The 18,763-nt window shown below is 42.1% G+C and carries 12 protein-coding genes; 11 read left to right on the top strand and 1 reads right to left on the bottom strand.

The window, feature by feature from the left end:
- The 8 genes from C727_RS19655 to C727_RS0107190 form a co-directional block, all read left to right on the top strand.
- The coding region (locus C727_RS19655) for a hypothetical protein (RefSeq protein WP_040459231.1) at positions 1-2,909 on the top strand (2,909 nt) is incomplete at its 5' end.
- A gap of 10 nt (positions 2,910-2,919) precedes the next feature.
- Positions 2,920-3,522 carry a hypothetical protein gene (locus tag C727_RS0107160; protein WP_017444943.1) on the top strand — a complete coding sequence of 201 codons (603 nt, stop codon included), beginning with the start codon at positions 2,920-2,922 and terminating at the stop codon, positions 3,520-3,522.
- On the top strand, positions 3,515-4,051 hold the full coding sequence (locus C727_RS0107165; RefSeq protein ID WP_017444944.1) for a hypothetical protein: 537 nt from the start codon (positions 3,515-3,517) through the stop codon (positions 4,049-4,051). The genes C727_RS0107160 and C727_RS0107165 overlap by 8 nt, the downstream gene beginning before the upstream one ends.
- Positions 4,052-4,310: 259 nt before the next feature.
- Entirely contained in the window at positions 4,311-4,514 is a 204-nt protein-coding gene (locus C727_RS19525) for a hypothetical protein (protein WP_155949192.1), read from the top strand.
- A gap of 22 nt (positions 4,515-4,536) precedes the next feature.
- Positions 4,537-14,874, top strand: a complete 10,338-nt coding sequence (locus C727_RS0107175) for an Ig-like domain-containing protein (RefSeq protein WP_017444946.1) — start codon at positions 4,537-4,539, stop codon at positions 14,872-14,874.
- Positions 14,875-14,883: 9 nt separating this feature from the next.
- Positions 14,884-15,324, top strand: coding sequence for a hypothetical protein (locus C727_RS0107180; RefSeq protein WP_017444947.1), 441 nt, complete (start codon positions 14,884-14,886; stop codon positions 15,322-15,324).
- Positions 15,324-16,169: a thioredoxin fold domain-containing protein gene (locus tag C727_RS0107185; protein ID WP_017444948.1), complete on the top strand. Its 846-nt coding sequence runs from the start codon at positions 15,324-15,326 to the stop codon at positions 16,167-16,169. Before C727_RS0107180 ends, C727_RS0107185 begins: the two co-directional genes overlap by 1 nt.
- Positions 16,153-16,443: a GIY-YIG nuclease family protein gene (locus tag C727_RS0107190; RefSeq protein ID WP_026052605.1), complete on the top strand. Its 291-nt coding sequence runs from the start codon at positions 16,153-16,155 to the stop codon at positions 16,441-16,443. Before C727_RS0107185 ends, C727_RS0107190 begins: the two co-directional genes overlap by 17 nt.
- On the opposite strand, the gene plsY is transcribed toward C727_RS0107190, so the two are convergent.
- On the bottom strand, positions 16,406-16,981 hold the full coding sequence (gene plsY / locus C727_RS0107195) for a glycerol-3-phosphate 1-O-acyltransferase PlsY (protein WP_017444950.1): 576 nt from the start codon (positions 16,979-16,981) through the stop codon (positions 16,406-16,408). The two genes, C727_RS0107190 and plsY, sit on opposite strands and share 38 nt — an antisense overlap.
- 89 nt (positions 16,982-17,070) lie before the next feature.
- Here plsY and folB point away from each other — a divergent pair, with 89 nt between their 5' ends.
- Genes folB through C727_RS0107210 form a run of 3 tightly spaced genes read left to right on the top strand, consistent with a single transcriptional unit; the run spans position 17,071 to position 18,714 of the window.
- Positions 17,071-17,424, top strand: coding sequence for a dihydroneopterin aldolase (folB, locus tag C727_RS0107200; RefSeq protein ID WP_017444951.1), 354 nt, complete (start codon positions 17,071-17,073; stop codon positions 17,422-17,424).
- A gap of 2 nt (positions 17,425-17,426) precedes the next feature.
- Complete coding sequence (gene folK / locus C727_RS0107205; RefSeq protein WP_017444952.1) at positions 17,427-17,915, top strand: 2-amino-4-hydroxy-6-hydroxymethyldihydropteridine diphosphokinase; 489 nt, start codon at positions 17,427-17,429, stop codon at positions 17,913-17,915.
- A 1-nt stretch (position 17,916) separates the two neighbouring features.
- Positions 17,917-18,714 (top strand): undecaprenyl-diphosphate phosphatase, encoded by a 798-nt coding sequence (locus C727_RS0107210; protein WP_017444953.1) that lies wholly within the window; start codon positions 17,917-17,919, stop codon positions 18,712-18,714.
- Positions 18,715-18,763 lie beyond the last annotated feature (49 nt).

The raw sequence follows: 18,763 nt of genomic DNA on the forward strand, positions 1-18,763 counted from the left end.
TTGAAGGTACAGTATCAGAAGGAACTGAATTAACGATAAATGGTGTTTTAATCAGCCATAGCAGTGGAAATTTTACCGCATCAGTGGCTCTTAAAGAAGGTTTGAATACTATTGAAGCTAGAGTGGAAAAAGGCACTCAGGTACAAACCGATAGTATCTCCATTTCACTCGATAAAACGCCGCCCTACATTACTATTGATTCGCATACAGATGGCGGAATCGTTTATCAAGACAAGGTAACCATTACTGGATTAATTAATGACATAGTTCGTGGAACCGTGGAAGCGAGCCAAGCCAATGTTGAAGTTAACGGTCAGTCTGCCAACATACAAAACCGAAGTTATTCTGCCGCGAATATCCAATTGCTCGAAGGAGACAATGAAATTCAAGTTACCGCGTCAGATCAGGTTGGTAATGTTGCAACTGAATCTATTAATTTAAAATATCAGCCCCCTCAAGGTAAGCAGTTGCTCGTGCAATCCGGTGACGGCCAAAAAGCAGTTATTAATAGTGCATTAGCCGATCCATTGGTGGTTAAAGTATTAAATGATGAGAATCAGCCTGTTGAAAACGCATCTGTGGTGTTTAGGGTAACACAAGGCTCTGGTGAAGTTGGTATTGGCACCCAGTCACAAGGTCGAGCAGTGGTCGTTGAAACATCTAAACAAGGCTTAGCGGAAACGAATTTTAGGTTGGGCGCGCGATCGGGTGCGAGTAACCATAAAGTGTCTGCCGCTGTTGTGGGTTATCCCGGAAATGTCATATTTAGCGCTTCAGCAGAAACCCAAATTGGTAATAAATTAAGTGTTAACTCTGGCAATAATCAGCGAGGTTCGGTTGGTAACGCACTACCCGAAGCTTTTGTTGTTGTTGTGACTGATGGCGGGGCTAATGTTGTGCAGGGTGCGAGAGTTAAGTTTGCGGTCACAGTAGGTGATGGTCAGTTCGTAGCCAATAATGAGCAAGTGTACGAAGTGGTAACAGACTCAGATGGTCGAGCATCTGCCATTTACAAACTTGGGCAATTAACAGGTTTGGATGCACAGCGAGTAACAGCGACACTAATAGACGCTCCAGATGGACAAGTTATCTCGGCGGGTTTTAGCGCTAGCGCATTTGTGCCGGATGATGCGGGGAAAACAACAATTTCAGGTATTGTTTTAGATAATCAGGATAAACCCATTGAAGGTGTTACAATTCGGGTTGATGGGTCTAACAGAGAAGCGGTAACCAGCGCAACCGGTGTGTTTATTATTACCGAAGCCCCCATTGGACCTGTTCATTTAATAGCGGATGGTTCAACAGCGAAACAAGAAGGTGAATTCCCGTCGCTTAGCTACAATATAGTGACAGTGTCAGGGGTCGATAATCCGCTGTCTGCCCCCATTTACATGGTTAAGTTAAATACCGACAATGCAGTGTACGCAGGCCCTGACGATGCGGTGTTAGAACTAGCAAGCTATCCAGGTTTTAAATTAGAAATTGCCAAAGATTCTGTGACCTTTCCGGATGGTAGTCGTGAAGGTTTTATCTCTGTAACGCCGGTCAATGCTGCCACTGTGCCTATGGCGCCACCCAATGGTATGCAACCCCAATTTATAGTCACTATCCAGCCGACAGGCACTCAGTTTGACCCGCCTGCGAAGTTAACATTGCCAAATGTTGATGCTCATGAAGCGGGGGCCCAAGTTGAAATGTATTCTTTTGATCATGATCTAGAGGAGTTTGTCGCTATCGGATTAGGAACAGTGAGTGAAGATGGCACTTTAGTATCTTCTAACCCTGGTGTTGGTGTGATAAAAGCCGGTTGGCACTGTGGGTCGCAACCCGGCGGTCAAAGCTGTGCTCATAATTGTCCAATTTGTAAAGACTGTGACGGTGATTGTAATTGTGTCGCTGCAGATGGTGACCCACGCGTCGCTAGTCTTGATCAGGCGGGCGACTGTAAAACACCTGAATGCCAAAATGGCAGCCCAGAGATGATCAATGACGATTCTGACGTACCTGATGATGATAAGGTAGGCGATTGTAAATCGCCGGCTTGTGAAAACGGTGTTGTTACCCAAGTTACTGATAATTCAGATGAAACTAAATGTACCACTTGTGGCGAAAATGGGCCTGAACCTAAGCCAGACGGTCATGTTCCTGAAGATGATAAATGTATTATTTGTCAGGGCGGAAAAGAAACTAAAAAACCGGATAACGAGTTAGGCAGCGTAAGTGTAAGTTTTCCGCAAGTTAAACTCTTTATTCAAAAAGTGAATCAAGCTTTAGATTTATTTAATGCGGATACCAAAATTCCAGAAGTTACATTAGAGCTAAGTCGCGCGAAAAAAGAGGTTTGTTGTACCGCACAAAATGGTGCAATGACACTTGAACAAAAAGATCAAGGCGCTTTGACGTTTCCGCGCTGGGGCGCTTCATGGACACCTACAGTGCCACCTTGGTCGGGGAATTATACCTTTTCAGTTTTTGGCCGTGAGATTGGTGTTAGATATGGCATTGAATTTACCGCTTCTTTTGCAGGTAGTGTCAGCGTTAATAGAACCAAGCGAGAATGCCAAGGTGATAATTGCTGGGGAGGGGATATAGGCGGCACTTTAGGTTTAGGTGGTGGGCCTATTGGTAGCGTACCAAATCCGGGTTCATCTCCGGTTGCCTGTGGTGATGAAGGTAAAAAACGTCCCTGTGATGCCATTAGAATCGAAGGCAAAATTAAAACCGGTGTAAACATTCAATCTGCGGTCAACTGTGAAAAGATCACGGGTGCTATCGGTCACAGTGGTGTTTCGGTCTCGGCGGATATTATTTTGGCCGAAGGCTCATGGGTCGAAACAGGTGCATCAGCGTCTTGGGTCATTGTTAACTCTGGACCCATTACCGATATAAATATTCCACTCGGCGACTGAGGATGAACGAATGAAGGTTAAAATTCTGCTTTATGCAAGTTTATTGTTTTGTCCGTGGGGGTATTCAGCCCAGCATTGGGTAATACCTATGTACCCAACCGGCGCAACAACGCAAGCCGCAATAACCATTGAGACCTTGTATAAGTATCAATTACAAAGTCCTAAAAAAGGCTTTGAAAAAGTACGCCTGAAACAAAAAAAATATACCTCGATGAAAACACCGGAGGAAGCATTTGTTGCTCGAATGTCAGCGGTCTCCTCATTGGATTATCAATGGTGGATAGAGACTTGGAGCGAATCGGCAAAAAATATATCGCTTCCCTATTTTCAAAATAAAGGTTTGGATGAAGCATATTGGATTAAAACTTGGAAAAATCAATTTGTCGGTCGTCAAATTCGCTTTGTACACAAAGTTACTTATAAAGATTATCAGATCATCATCTATAACGTTTCTTCGCCCAATGGTGATTTAGGCGTTTACTATTTACCCGTTGTTTTTAAACAAGCAGCGGATGGGAATTGGAAAGTTTCCCTTGATTTAAAACAAGTCCCATTACTTAGAATCAGTCCTTGGGTGAAAGGTTTGGAAAAAAAGGAAGAAGTTTATGAATAAAATCATGTGTGTGGCTTTTCCATTTTGTCTGTTTTTGACTCATTCGGTATTTGCTCAGTCTGATATTTTTGCCGCACCCGAGATGCAAGATTTTGTTCATGTACAACACTTTAAATATAGTCGCCAACAATATGAAGACGTGGTTATCAGTGATTTTTATGAGCACGCCCGAGACGCTAATGAAGGACCTGATCGGCAGTTAGTTCAGTTTTTTTCTGCGCTCATTAAAGACGATTATCAATGGTGGTTGAATAATTGGAATGCTGAGACACAGCAAGATTTTGCGCAAAAAGTTGCTTTAAAAAAAGGCCGCCGTAGTTATAACTATTGGCGAGCTACCGTCAACAAAAAAGCAGTGATAGAGCTAAAAGATTTTGTTCTGATGGGCCCCTTTGCGTTGATAGGTAGCCGCATAAACAGCGAATATCATTTGTTTCCGTTTGAGTTAGAAGACGGCCGCTGGCGATTGAACCAAGCCTACATGAGCAGTCAGGTGTATCAGCAGTTAAAAACAGAATTGCAGAGGTAGTTGAGTGGCGCTGAATGTAAAGCAATCAAGCCAAAATCGAATTGAAATAGTGTCATTTCCGATATGCTTTTTTTCAATGGTTGTTTTATTGCTGCTTTATTTTTGGAGTTATGCAGTATTTTTTGATAATCAGTTGAAGTTAGCCGATTACCTGATTTTTAACTTCGTTTGTATTGTGGTGCTGTGTATCCCGCAATACCGACACACAATAATTGATAAAAAATCTGGATGCTGCGAATTATTTTATCAGCGTTTGGGCATGAAAAAGACCCAACGGATTGCTTTAAATCAGATAAAGGATGTTTTAGTGATTAAAGGGAAAGGTCAATATATGGGCAGTCATTGTCTTTACCTGATCACAGATACTAATAAGTATGCGGTTGCTGACTCAGATATTATTCCGGGCAGCAAGGGGCGGGTAAAAAGTATAAGGGATGAGTTAAGTAACTGGATAAGGTTATAAACTCATTTAACGGTAACCTAATATGAAAACGGTTAAACTTCTTCGGGCAGTTACAATTGCGGCTGTTATTTTTTCGAGCGTGTCAGCCAAGTCTGCTGAAGGCGATCTAAATGAAAACTGCGTGATTAACATTTTAAACCGTACTATCCAAGTGAGTGAAGATGGTGGTTGGTCTTTGCCCAATGTACCATCGAATCAAGGCTCTGTGCGGGCCCGAGCAACCTGTATTGACGAGCAGGGGGCTTCCGTTTCAGGACAATCAGGTTATTTTAATTTATTGACAAATGGCATTACGAGGGTCGGGTCTATCGAATTTACTGAACCAGAGCCTGTCCCCGTTTCTATTCGCTTTTTTTCTAATTCTCGTATTAATCTCAATATGGTTGGTCAATCCTATCAGTTGCAAGTGACTGCTGAATATCCGGGCGGTATTACTGATGATGTTACGGCGGCAAGTACTGGGATCAATTATATCAGTTCTAATTCGAGCGTAGCAGCGGTTAACTCTAATGGCTTAGTGACTTCTGTTGGCAGTGGTAACGCATTAATAACGGCCAGCAAAGATGGCCAAGTTGTTACTCGGCTAGTGGCAGTGAGTTTTACTGGTGATCAAGACGGGGATGGTTTGCCCGATGACTATGAAACCAACAATGGCTTAGACCCAAATGACCCAGCAGATGCTTTTGAGGATAAAGACAATGACGGTTTAAGTGCTTTGGATGAATACCTTGCCGGTACTGATATCGCAAAAGCGGATACCGATGGTGATGGTATCCAGGATGGTGAAGAACTCGCCGAAGGGGAAGATGGATATATTACTAATCCGTTAGTAACAGATTCTGATAATGATGGTTTGAACGATTTTCTTGAAGTCAGTTTAGGTTCTTCACCAACCGATTCGAGTTCGGCTGATTACGAGAACGCCATCACAAGTATAGAAGTACGCCCAAGCAATGTCATCATGACATTTAACGGTATTGATAGCGAAACCAGCACCCAGTTGAGCGTCACCGCTAATTTATTGGATGGTAGCCAGCTAGACGTGACCGCAAAAACAAATGGTACTATTTACCAATCCAGTGATCTATCTGTGGTCAGTTTTGGTGCTGAAGACGGCAAGCTATTTGCTGGGGCCGATGGCCAAGCCACAGTGACGGTACAACTTTTTGAACAACAGAAACAAATACCTATTATAGTTGAGAGTTTTCAACCGGATGGTGTGGCGAGTTTAAGCCTAAGCAGCTCAGTAAAAGATAACCAGGTATCAGGTGATTATGTTTATATTGCTGCAGGCAGCAGTGGCCTTATTGTGGTTGATATTAGTGATAAGCAGAATCCTAAAGAGGTGGCTAGTTTAGACCTAGAGGGTGACAGCAGTGATGTAAAAGTACTTGGCGATTATGTTTATCTGGCAACAGGTAGTTCGGGTGTTCAAGTGATCAATGTCAGCGAACCGACTCAGCCGGTTTTCGTCACGCAACTTGATACGAATGGCAATGCAGTAGACATGGCCATGCAAAACAACTATTTATATGTTGTTAGTGGCGAAGGCGGTTTAGAAATTTTAAATATTGAGCAACCTAACTTACCTTTTATAGTGTCCCGTTTGGATAACTTAGGCAATTTACTTTCGGTCGATGTCAGTGGCGACCGTGTGGCTGTTGCTGACCGTTCATCCCTGCTTATGATTGACATACAGGATCCTGGTAGTCCGATGAGACTTGGCAGCGTGAACATAGGTAATATCCGAGCAGTTGCTTTGTCTGGGGATTATGCTTATGTCGCCTGTTACACCTGTGGATATAAAGTGATTGATGTTAGTAATCCAAATCGACCTCTAATATTAACAAATGATCAATCCTCTCGTTTTTATCCATCCGATCTTGCACTAACAAACGGGTTTGCATTTTTTAGCGATGTGCTTTTTGTAAATGCGGTGCCTTTTGTTAATATTTTTGATCCACGAAATACAGTTTTTCAAGGTGTTATAGATATTCGAGAGTTTGGTGATCGGGATGCAAGTTATGTCTCAGTAGACTCTGCGTATGTTTATTCAACAGGTTACAATCAGCTGTACATCTCACAGTATCGAGTGATTTCTGATACTCAGGGTATTGCACCAGACGTTGATATTTTGGGGCCGCTGGATGGTGAAGTTGTTGTTGAAAATAGTCGTGTTTTATTAACAGCAAATGCCACCGATGATGTTGCTGTTGCTGGTGTGCGGCTAAAAATTAATGACACAGTGATTGCGACAGATACAACAATCCCCTATGAAATCCCTGTGACCATACCTAGCGGGATCAATCGGCTCAATTTAGTATTGGAAGCCTTTGATTTTGGTAACAATGTAAATGATGATGTTTCGGTTCTGATTGTTGAACCTGACGGTGATAGCGACGGTTTAGGTGATAACGAAGAGGTTTTTACTTGGTTTACCGACCCTGAAAATCCAGACACTGATGATGATGGTCTATTAGATGGGCTAGAAATTGAATTAAGCACTGATCCCAACGATACTGATTCAGACGATGACGGTCGTAGCGACGGCGACGAGGTCAACGCCGGTACTGACCCGTTAAATCCGGATATTACAGCGCCAAATGTCAGTCAGGTAACGCCGGCCCAAGACGCAGTTGATATTTGCGAAAACGTCAATCTATCGATAATTTTTAATGAAACCGTGCGTTTAAAATCAGTTAATAGTGACACGGTGCAACTAACAGAAGTGGCTGATAACGCCCAACCACTTAATGGATTTATCAATTTAGTGACAGGCAATACAGAAATTGTATTTAATCCGACTGATTTGTTAAAAGACAATACCCAATATCAAGTGACTGTTGGCGCGGTTAAAGATGACGCAGGGAACCCTGTAAGTCCTAATTTTACCAGCACCTTTACAACTGGCGATTGTGTTGATGAAGAGCGGCCAACGGTAGTGCAATTAAGTCCTCTGCATAGTGCTACGGACATTCCAGTAAACGCCAGTGTCAGTATAATTTTTAGTGAGCCTGTTGACCCTGTTACAGTTACATCCGATAGCGCGTACCTCTACGATAGCGTTAGCAATACTCGCGTTGCGACCCAAATTAGTTTAACTAATAATAATACATCGTTAACTTTGACTCCGGATACCCCCATGTTGGTCGGACGTCGGCATTATATTTATCTAACGTCAACTATTAAAGATAGTTTCGGTAACCCACTAAGTTATAGTCGGCGAGATTTTACCACCGCGTTTGATCGAGATGGGCAAGCACCTCAAATAGATGTGGTGAGCGTGCAAGACGGGGCGACCGATTTCCCGCTTAATGGTCAGTTAGCGGTTCGATTTGATGAAGCGTTAAACGCTGTGTATTTATCTAAACTTGAAATTATTGATAGTGATGGCGCGCCAGTTGAAACAACTAAATCTATCACTTCGGGCAATCGTCGGGTGATTTTAAAACCAGTAGAAAATCTAGCTGCAAATAGTCAATATCAGTTTGTTATCGATGGCGTTCAGGATTTAAGTGGAAATTTATTTGCCAATCCTATGACGTTCACATTCCACACAGGTTCAGAAACGGATACAGAAACGGGTGGTATACTTGATTGGAGCATTGAAAATAATGAGCGAGATGTTGCGTTAAATGCATTAATCGCTGTCCGTTTTGACGAAGCCATAGACGAGACAAGTATAGAATCCGATAGTTTTTATTTACAAGACCTAGAAACGAACAGAAAAGTTGCCGGAACCTTTTCGTTAACAGAACAGGGTCGTTTATTAACTTTTATACCAGACACCAAACTAAGAGAAAGCAGACGATTTTATATTTATGTCGGACGTTCACCTTACTTGCAAGACTATGCCGGAAATTTTGTTGCGCAAAATAAAGGACGTTATTTTTATACCGGCATTGAGAGTGATGAGTCTGTGCCTGAGGTCGTATTATCCAGTTTTTCATCAAATGCAACTGGGTTACCCGTTAACAGCCAATTACGCATCGATTTTAACGACCGTTTAAGTAAAGCGTGCCAACTTGAATCCAGTGTTAGTTTAATGCAAGGAGATACCTTGGTTGCGGCAAATTCATCATTTACCAACGATGAATATAGTATTGTCGTGCAAGCATCTGAAAACTTGGCCAGTAATACCGAGTATCAAATAAGAGTGAGTGGTTTATGTGACCTATCAGGCAACCAAATTGATGAGCATCTTTATGTATTTACCACAGGTACAGAAGTGGGTGCCGATACTGTAGCACCGAGCCTGACAGATATTTCGCCGGCAAATAATGTGACCGATGTTTCTATCAATAGTGCCATCATAATGACCTTTGATGAAAACATAGCTCAACATGTAAAGCCTGAAATAAAAGGTGCAGGTGTAACCATATCAGGAAGCTACCAAGTTGATAACAACAAACTCACGTTTACCCCAGATTCGCCATTACCAGGCGACACTCGCTTTACTGTACTTTTGCAATCAAACATTGAAGATATGGCTGGCAATACGCGTTATCTGGGAAATCGATATTTTACTACAGAGGTTACGCAAGATAATGATGCGCCTCAGATTATAGCGGTCTCGCCAGCGAATGAATCGGTAGACATTCATCCACGGCAAGACGTTGTGGTAACCTTTAATGAACCTATCGACACATCTACTTTAACCGCACAAAATATTGCTTTATTTGTCAATGGTAGTGAAATCAATAGCACGGTTAACCGCTCTGTAGATGGCCGCCAAGTTATTTTTTCGGCGTCGTTACCTGCTAATGCTGTTGTTTCTATTGTTGCAACCTCAGCAATCAAAGATCTATCTGGCAATAAGCTGCAACCAGCCATTAGTAGCTTTACGACGGGGGTCGAGGATGACGATAATGAGCGGCCAAGTATTGTCAGTCAACAACCACAAAGTGGCACAGATAATTGGCGGGAAGTGAATGAAATCTATTTTTACACAAGTGAAGCAGTTGATGAAGCAAGCTTAGTAGATGCATACCGTGTGGTTGAAAACGGTATTCAAGTGAACGCAGATTTAGAATTGATCGGTGATGGCCGTGTCATTAAATTAACCCCAGAGCAAGCGTTTACTGACAATGCGCTAGTGCAGGTTTATTGGTTAACCACAGCAACCGATCTATCGGGGAATCCACTCACTAGTTACAACGGCCACTTTACGATGGCACCAGAGCCTGAGCAACTGGGCGTCCGCCCGTTTGTGGAAGCAGTTTATCCTGATAACGACAACGTCGCAACGCCCATCAATGTCAATATATTGGTTCGCTTTAGCGAAGCGATGAGCGCCGCATCATTTGGCAGTGAATCAGTTAAGTTATATGATGTGACTGGGGGCTGGACAATTGTTAATACAAGGCTGCAATTAGATGCATCCGGTCAAGTTTTATTGATTGAGCCCACTTCAAACCTATTACCAGAAAACCGGTATTACGTGGAGATCACTAATCGTCTTGAAGACACAGACGGCGATACTTTACGATCTTCGGTCGGTGATTATTTTACCACCACAGCAACTAAAGTCGCGGATAGTATTGCGCCCGAAATTATACAGTTCAGCCCAGCGTTGAATGAAAAAAATGTAGCTATTAATAGCTATTTTTCAGCTCAGTTTAATGAGGTCGTTAATCCCATTAGTTTGTCTGCTGATACTTATCGTGATGTCAGGTTCGCAGAGGGAAACACCCGAGTACGCTATCATAATCGGGTACCCTTGCAACCGCGCGAAGATGTGGTGGTTGACTATCCTCAGCTAACTGATTTAGCAGGTAATTTGGGGTTAGAAAAACAGACTCAATTTACTACTAGCAATAGTGTTGACACTCAAAAGCCGCAACTTATTGCGCAGTCCTATGCAAATAATACGAGTGATGTGCCAATAAATACTCAATTTAACTGGTTATTCGACGAAGCCATAGATCCGGTTTCAATCACGAGCGGTGGCGTTTATTTATACGATAATTTGGATAAGGTAAACGTGGCGGCCACGTTAGAGATTAGCCCTGATGGCAAGCGCATTAGTTTGGTTCCAATTAACAGTTTATCTGCGGGTCGTCAGTATTATGCATATGCTCGTAATTTAGATGATTTGAGTGGTAACCGAGCATCAAACCTTAGCTCGTATTTTTACACTAGCTATGAAACGGACGTGCTGGCTCCTGTCGTTGTAAGGTCCACGATTGCCAGTGGGGATAGCGAGATACCCCTGAACGTTAAAATTAATTTATTATTTAACGAAACGATAGCGGAATGGAAAGATGGTCAAGCCTCATTGAGCTTGGTTTCAACCGGACAAGAGATCCCCATTGTGATTGGAGAGGTTCGCGCTCAAAATTTAATTAGCATTAAACCACAGCAATTGCTTGAGCCAGATTCGGATTATCGTTTAACTGTTAGTGGGGTTACGGATCTATCGGGTAATCAAATGGCCGATACGTACGTGCTTGACTTTACAGCTGCGACCGAAGTAGACCTTGGTGAAGGGACAATTCTACGATGGAGCCTCCCGCATAATAGTCGAGATGTTGCGCTAACTCCGAGTCTTAAAGTATATTTTAGCGAAGCAGTTGATGCTGCGCTGATTAATGAATCCACTGTGCGTTTGCACGACAGCACTACCAATTTGAACGTCAATATTCAGCGAACTTTAAATGACGACCGCACAGTGCTGACGCTTACGGCTGATGAGCCACTTAAACCTGAACGTAGATATTATATCTATATAGGATACAGCCCTTATTTAACTGATTTAGCTGGAAATCGCTTACCCACCGCCTCGCGTAGTTTCTACACCGGAACTGAGACGGATACAAGCGGGCCTGCTATCATAGGTGTGAGTAGCCAGTCATCAGCGTCTGAACTCCCGACGAACGCGCGAGTTGATATTGCTTTCAATGAACGTATTAGTGACAGTTGTGATTGGTGGGACAATGTCAAACTAGTGTCCGGAACACTAGCGATGGATACCTTGGTTGAATTGTCTGACGACCGAACTCGCTTATTTGTTACGTCTGTTGACGGCTTATCCGCAGGCACTGAATATAGCATTCAAAGCGATAGTTTGTGCGATTATTCTGGTAATACTATTAGTGGTCAACTGGCCGTGTTTAAAACCGCCGATGATGCGGTTGAAGATACTCAAGGGCCGGCGATATTAAATTTAAGTCCGGCCGACAGGGAGTTGGACGTAAATCCGGATATCGCACAATTAACTTGGACATTTAACGAAAATATATCAGCTTTGAGTCACCCCAAAGTCACAGCCAATGGTCTAACCGTACCGGGTGCTTATGAAGTGGTTGCGAATGAAATTATATTCAAGCCCGCCATATCATTGCAGGGTAATACTCAGTACAGGGTTGAGTTTTTAAATAACATCTTAGATTTAGCTGGTAATAATAGGTCCTTAGGATATAAGTACTTTACTACCGCTGCTCAAGCAGATAGTGAAAGGCCTCAGGTGAGTGCTATTACGCCAAGTGATCAAAGTGCAGACGTCAGTCCGTTGATTGATATTCAGGTTCGCTTTAGTGAACCTATGGCGATAGATACGTTAAAAACAGAGCATATTTCATTATATGCCAACGGTAATGTGATCACACCGTCAATCAGCTACTCAGCAGATGGTAGAGTCATGACATTGCAGGCAAACTTGCCCGATAATACGATAGTTAGTGCAGTGATCTCTGATGGTGTGACTGACTTATCAGGCAACCCGGTAACACCTTTTATCAGCAGCTTTACAACTGGATTTGCGTTAACTCGTGATGCAAGCCGACCTAAGATAAATCAGCAACTGCCTAAGAATAACAGCTCTGGTTGGATTGACCTCTCTGAGATTGTGCTTTACGCCAGTGAGCCGTTAGATATAGAGAGTCTAAAAGAAGGTTTGGTACTGGTCCAAAATGGGCAGGTGATCGAAGCTGATATTAGTCTAATGGGCGATGGCCGAACCATTCGAGTCACAAATAAAGACGGGGGGTTTGCCGCAAACAGCCGCATTCAATTACATTTAGATCATGTTGTAAAAGACTTAAATGGCAACCCATTAACAACGTACGATAGTAGTGTATTTACCACCGCAGAAACAGATGGTTTTGGTGTACGTCCCCGTGTTCAGGCCTATTATCCAACAGCAAGTACGTTAGGGGTACCCAAAAATGCCGTGATCACAGCGCGATTTGATGAAGCCTTAGATTCGGCTACTTTAGGGTCTGAATCCGTTTACATTCGTAATGTTACTGACGGTTGGGTAACAGTGCCATCAACTGCGAGTTTGGACGATTCTGGCCGAATTATTAAAGTGGAGCCTGATGCGTTATTTGAAGCAGGCAAACAGTACTATATTGATTATCGCGCCAGCATTAAAGACACTGACGGTGATAACTTGTATACAAATTATGGTCATTACTTCAATGTCTCAGATGATGCTACAGAAGATACTAGGCAGCCTAAAGTAAGTTATTTCAGCCCCTTCTCTGGTAGTAAAGGGGTTGGGATCAACACTTTATTCTCTGTACAATTTGATGAACCAGTAAACCCGCTAAGTTTTGCGTTAGGTACCGACATTGATATCGAATTTAGCGATTCTGAAAAAGTGCTGTTTTACCGTAAGCCCCAGCCTCTAAGCTCTTCTCAAACACATACTGAAACCCTGTCAGGGTTAACAGATATTGCTGGGAACATTTTGATAAATGCCTCAACAACGTTTGAAACTGATAGTGGTCCAGATTATATCAATCCGGAGTTGCAAGACTATAGTATTTCGAATAATAGCCTCAATGTATCGCTTAAACCCGTGATGGAGTGGGAGTTGAGTGAAGCAATTGATGTGACTAGAGTCAATAGTAACAATGTATACCTATACAATAATGAAACTAGACTAAATGTTCCTACTACGCTAGAGGTCTCTGCTGACGGCAAGTTTATTAAAATGACGCCACTGGAAGTCCTGCAAGAAAATGTACGACATTACGCGTATTTATATAGGATGAGAGACCTGTCTGGAAATAGTCTGTCGAACAAATCGAGCTATTTCACGACCGGCAGTGAGCAAGATACCACGCCTCCTGAAGTTATCGGGGCGAGTGTGGTTGATGAGCAAGTGGATGTGCCTGTTAATGCGGTCTTTCAAATTCGTTTCAATGAACCTTTGAGTGCACTGAAAGCGGACTGGGTTAGCCTACAATCGGCGACCGGAGATGCCATTCCGTATACGCTGGCGCTGTCACGAGGCCGCACATTAATGACTATTCGTACAGATACTCTATTAGCAGCCAATAGCGAATATAGCTTAAAGGTAATGTCTGCAGTTGATATATCTGGCAATGTACAAATACAAACATACCAAGCTAATTTTGAAACCTCAAATCAAGCTGATTTTAAACCAGGGTCAGTAGAACTTTGGCCAATGCCGAATAATGCAAACAATGTATCAGCTAACCCGTTATTGCAGGTCCGATTTAACGAAAAAATCAGCGCTGCTAGCATAGATGGCGACACAGTCTATTTGTATAACAATGCAACGCGATTACGTGTCACTGCCAGTTTGGCTTTAAGCAGCGACCAGAAAACATTAACAGTGATACCCAACGAAGCATTACAAGCAAATACTCGTTATTATCTTTATATTGGTTATACGCCTTATCTACATGACTTAGCAGGCAACCGGGTGGCTCAATCATCCTCTCGTTATTTTACCACAGGCGACTTTGATACGGCCGATGTCACTAAGCCAACAGTCACGCATGCGAGTATGACCAATGGTCAAACAGATCTACCTGTGAATAGCGAATGGGTGTTCAAGATATCTGAAGGTTTAAGTAACACCTGTCCGATAGCAGAGTCTGTATTACTGACCAGTGATGGTGTATCAATTGATAAGTCAGTGAGCATTAACAGTGCTCGTGACCTGTTAACAATTAAGGCAAATCAGGACCTAATGATAAATACCACCTATCAGATAACACTTACCGGGCTTTGCGATTATGCTGGCATTCAAATGGATGACTATACTCTAGAAGCCAGGGTCGGTGCAGACAGCGCAAAAGATAATTCTGGGCCTAGGTTGATAGCGAGCTCGCCGCAAAACCAAACAACGGATGTTGCTTTGGATACAGTGATTGAACTCAGTTATGACGAAGTGGTCAGCCAACTGTCAAATCCCGAGCTTTATCAAGGCACCAATAAAGTGCCTGTGAACTATACTTATGATGCAGGTAAAATTTCGCTAAGCCCGCTTGAGGCATTGGCGCCTGTAACCAGTTATCGTGTAGATCTGGGTTACAAAGCAAAAGACTTGTCTGGAAACCAGCGTAGTAACTCAGACATTAATTTCACCACAGTTGCAGAGTAAGGTAATGATATGAGTATAAAGTCTTTAAAATGGTTAGTGACCTTTGCATTGTTTGTTTTGCTTGTTTATGCCGCGATCTGGTTTAAACAAACAGATCCCGAAGCGACGATTATAAAAAAGCCAGTGTATAGCTTAGAGCAGCAGGGTAGTTCAGTGCAGATAAAACAAACTGAACGTACAAATTCAAGTTTGTTAAAAACGGACACCGAGCTGACAGAAGTTGATGCAGCAGGGTTATCACTAGAGTCAGACGCGGCTGCCGTTGATAACGTACAGCAATTAAAAGCTCAACAAGCAAAGATAAAAAAAATGATGCAAGTTTTAGATCAAAAAATCCATGCAGGTGAGGAGGTTGCCGAAATCGAACAAAGCCTACAAGCAAGTTTGGCCGAGTACAATAAACTTGCATTACCACTGGCATTAAAACAAATGCAGGAAAGACAAAACTGATGACACTTTATAAAAACTTTTTATCGCTTTTGTTTGGCGTTACTTTTTATTTAGTGTTTAGCTTATCCTCATTGGCGGTTACTGCTTTGCCGATTCCATCAGAGCAAACAGAAGAAGCCTTTTTACTCAATGGCTGGCGGGCTGATCGTCCGAATTTATTGGTGTTTAAAGATCCGCATTGCCCCTATTGTGTAAAAGCGGCAAAACAGCTGGAGCAATTAGCTGGTTACAATATTTTTGTATTCTGGTCACCCATTTTAGGAGAAAAAAGTAAACAAAGTGTCGCTCAGTATTTTAGATGTGAAAGGCCTGTCTCAAACAGAATTTTAAGAGCTATGGTTACACGCCAGCAGCCAGCATGTGACAGTGCGATTAAACAAGATTTATTGGCTATCAATAACCACTTCGTTGAGCAATATCAAATAAACTCAGTTCCTTCATTTTATCTTCAAGGGCAAGGTGTCAGTTTAAGCCAGTTATTAAAATATCAGCATAGCAAAACCCCCGTTATGGGGATTCAACCGGACTGGAGCAAATTTAACGCATTAAAATATTTACCCGGATGGCAAGCTAAAAACCAGATGCTAATCGTTAGTGATGCTGATAGTGGCGCATTACCCGCTTGGTTGGCTCAATATCAGCCGGAGTTTGTTATAGTGAATAGCAGCCAACTCGCAAAGACAGAAGGTTTTTTTAATTGTAATTCAGCTCATTGCAAAAAAAATAAAATAGCAGAATATGAGCAGCAAAAAGCGCTATTTTATTTGCTATTTGATGGTCTTTTAACGCAAAATCTGTCTGTAGTTATTAACAGTCAGGGTAAAATTAATGAGCTTAGACCCTAGTTCCGCTTGGTATGTATATATTATTAAAGCCAGCGACTCGTCTTTGTACACTGGGATCAGTACAGATCCGCAAAGGCGGTTTAATGAGCATCAAGGCGGTGCAAAACAAGCAAAATATTTTCGCGGAAGGGCACCTATATCTATTGAGTATATTGAAATGTGCCAATGTCGGAGAACGGCGAGCCAGCGAGAATATGCGATTAAAAAGCTCACTAAAACGCAAAAATTAAACTTAATTAAAACTTATCTTCTTGCCCATTCAGTAAACGTTTGATGTTATTGCGATGTCGCCAGACAATCAGCAGCGATAAAACACTGTAGGTTATGCTGTAGTCAGATCCGGCCGCAAATAACAACACAGGACAAGCAAGCACGGCGCAGATAGAAGCGAGTGACGCATAATGAAATAAAAACATAGTAATCACCCAAATTACTAATAATGATGAAGCCACTCCAGAGGCAACTGGGAAAATACATCCGAGCGCACAAGCAACGGCTTTTCCACCTTTAAATTTATGAAAAATAGGCCAAATATGTCCGCTACAGCAGGCAACAGCCACTAACCCAGTTTGATCTGCCGACAATTCAAATTTGAATGCGGTCCAAATTGCTATTAGGCCTTTTAATAAATCCAAGACAAAGGTTAACAAACCGGCTTTAAAACCACCAATTCGGTACATATTGGTCGCACCCGGGTTTTGCGACCCTGAACTGGTTGGATTAACTGTGTGATATAACAAAGCAGTGACTCTGGCACCTGAAATAGAACCAAGCAGATAAGCAAGAATACAAACCAGAATCGTTTTTTCCATGGACAAAAAAAGGTACACTGCAATATTAAGGTTTTGCAATGATAGCAAAATCCAATACTTTAAGATAACAAAGACGGGCAAATTTAATCATGGACATTGTGTTTATTCACAATTTTGAAATAAAAACAAAAATAGGCGTGTTTGAGTGGGAACACGATATTCTTCAAACACTGATATTTGATATTGAAATGGCTTGGAATAATAGTTTGCCTGCTAAAACAGATGATATTACCGCGGCGCTAGATTATTCTAAAGTGACAGAGTTTATTCGCTTTTATTGCCAAAATCACCAATACGAGCTAATTGAAACGTTAGCAGAGCGTTTGTGTGAAAACATTATGTTATCTTTTGCGGTACCCTGGTTGAGTATGCAAATTAAAAAGCCGGGTGCGATTGAAGATGCGGTGGTTGGGGTAAAAATAGAACGAGGACAAAAGGTTTAAACATGGCGCAAATTGCGATCAGCTTAGGTAGCAATCTGGCACCCGAATTTCACCTGAATCAAGCGATATTTTTGTTACGGCCATTCATCGATAATTTATTGATATCACCTGTTTACGAAAGCCAACCCGTGAATACAAGCGGGGAAAACTTTGTTAATTGTGTGTGTGCTGGGGAAATTAATTTAAGCTTGCCAGATACTCTGTTTTTATTGAAGTCTGTCGAAGATCAATATGGCAGAGACCGTAAAAACAGTGATAAAAGTCAAATTACTTTAGATTTAGATTTATTGTTTTACGACCAGCAGGTTATCGATACGCCTGTGGTTCTGCCTCGCTCGGAGATACTCACGAATGCGTTTGTATTGCAGCCACTACAGGATGTTTGCCCTGATCGGCTTCACCCAGTGCTAAAAAAAAGTTACGCTTTAATTTGGAAAACATATAATAATCCGGCACAACAACTTTGGCCGATTAAATTTAACTGGATTTAAAATGACAACATTGGAAATTATCGTTCTGGCCCTGATTCAGGGATTTACTGAATTTTTGCCAATATCGAGCTCTGCACATTTAATTTTACCTTCACAGCTTTTAGGTTGGCAGGATCAGGGCTTAGCCTTCGATGTTGCCGTACATGTGGGCTCACTCGCCGCCGTTCTGATTTATTTTAGAAAAGACGTACATAGAATTTTAACCGCTTGGTTTAAATCACTTGGCGATAAACATCAGACAGATGATAGCAAATTAGGATGGTGGGTTATCATAGCAACTCTGCCGGCATTAGCTTTTGGTTTATTGTTTAAAGACATTATTGAAGTGTATGCAAGATCTACCGCAGTGATAGCGACTACCACTATCGTTTTTGGTTTACTGTTATGGTGGGCCGATGCAAAAGCGAAAAATACATTACCACTTAATTTATTAGGATGGCAAAAAGCGCTGATTATTGGTTTAGCTCAGGCTGTAGCTATGATCCCAGGCACTTCCCGCTCTGGGATCACCATTACCGCTGGTTTAATGCTTGGATTAAATAAAACAAATGCAGCGCGTTTTTCATTTTTACTGTCGATTCCAATTATTTTAATTGCCGGTGGTTATCAAACGTTAAAATTGGTTACTTCAGGTGAAATAGTTGATTGGAATGCACTTATGATAGGGACAGTGTTGTCTTTTGTGAGCGCTTATACCTGTATTTATCTGTTTTTAGCCTTGATTGAAAAAATAGGTATGTTGCCGTTTGTTATTTATCGTTTATTGTTAGGTGCGATCCTAATTGCATTTATGCTGTAGTTTCTCAATTGCGCGCAATCTGTTAAAGACAGCTCGCTCAGAGCGAGCT

Source organism: Gayadomonas joobiniege G7, from assembly GCF_000300815.1.
GTDB lineage: Bacteria > Pseudomonadota > Gammaproteobacteria > Enterobacterales > Alteromonadaceae > Catenovulum > Catenovulum joobiniege.

Bases quoted from the DNA above. Each gene is read 5' to 3' on its own strand.
- C727_RS0107160 (WP_017444943.1), top strand. From the start codon at position 2,920: ATGAAGGTTAAAATTCTGCTTTATGCAAGTTTATTGTTTTGTCCGTGG.
- C727_RS0107165 (WP_017444944.1), top strand. From the start codon at position 3,515: ATGAATAAAATCATGTGTGTGGCTTTTCCATTTTGTCTGTTTTTGACT.
- C727_RS19525 (WP_155949192.1), top strand. From the start codon at position 4,311: ATGAAAAAGACCCAACGGATTGCTTTAAATCAGATAAAGGATGTTTTA.
- C727_RS0107175 (WP_017444946.1), top strand. From the start codon at position 4,537: ATGAAAACGGTTAAACTTCTTCGGGCAGTTACAATTGCGGCTGTTATT.
- C727_RS0107180 (WP_017444947.1), top strand. From the start codon at position 14,884: ATGAGTATAAAGTCTTTAAAATGGTTAGTGACCTTTGCATTGTTTGTT.
- C727_RS0107185 (WP_017444948.1), top strand. From the start codon at position 15,324: ATGACACTTTATAAAAACTTTTTATCGCTTTTGTTTGGCGTTACTTTT.
- C727_RS0107190 (WP_026052605.1), top strand. From the start codon at position 16,153: ATGAGCTTAGACCCTAGTTCCGCTTGGTATGTATATATTATTAAAGCC.
- plsY (WP_017444950.1), bottom strand. From the start codon at position 16,981: ATGGAAAAAACGATTCTGGTTTGTATTCTTGCTTATCTGCTTGGTTCT.
- folB (WP_017444951.1), top strand. From the start codon at position 17,071: ATGGACATTGTGTTTATTCACAATTTTGAAATAAAAACAAAAATAGGC.
- folK (WP_017444952.1), top strand. From the start codon at position 17,427: ATGGCGCAAATTGCGATCAGCTTAGGTAGCAATCTGGCACCCGAATTT.
- C727_RS0107210 (WP_017444953.1), top strand. From the start codon at position 17,917: ATGACAACATTGGAAATTATCGTTCTGGCCCTGATTCAGGGATTTACT.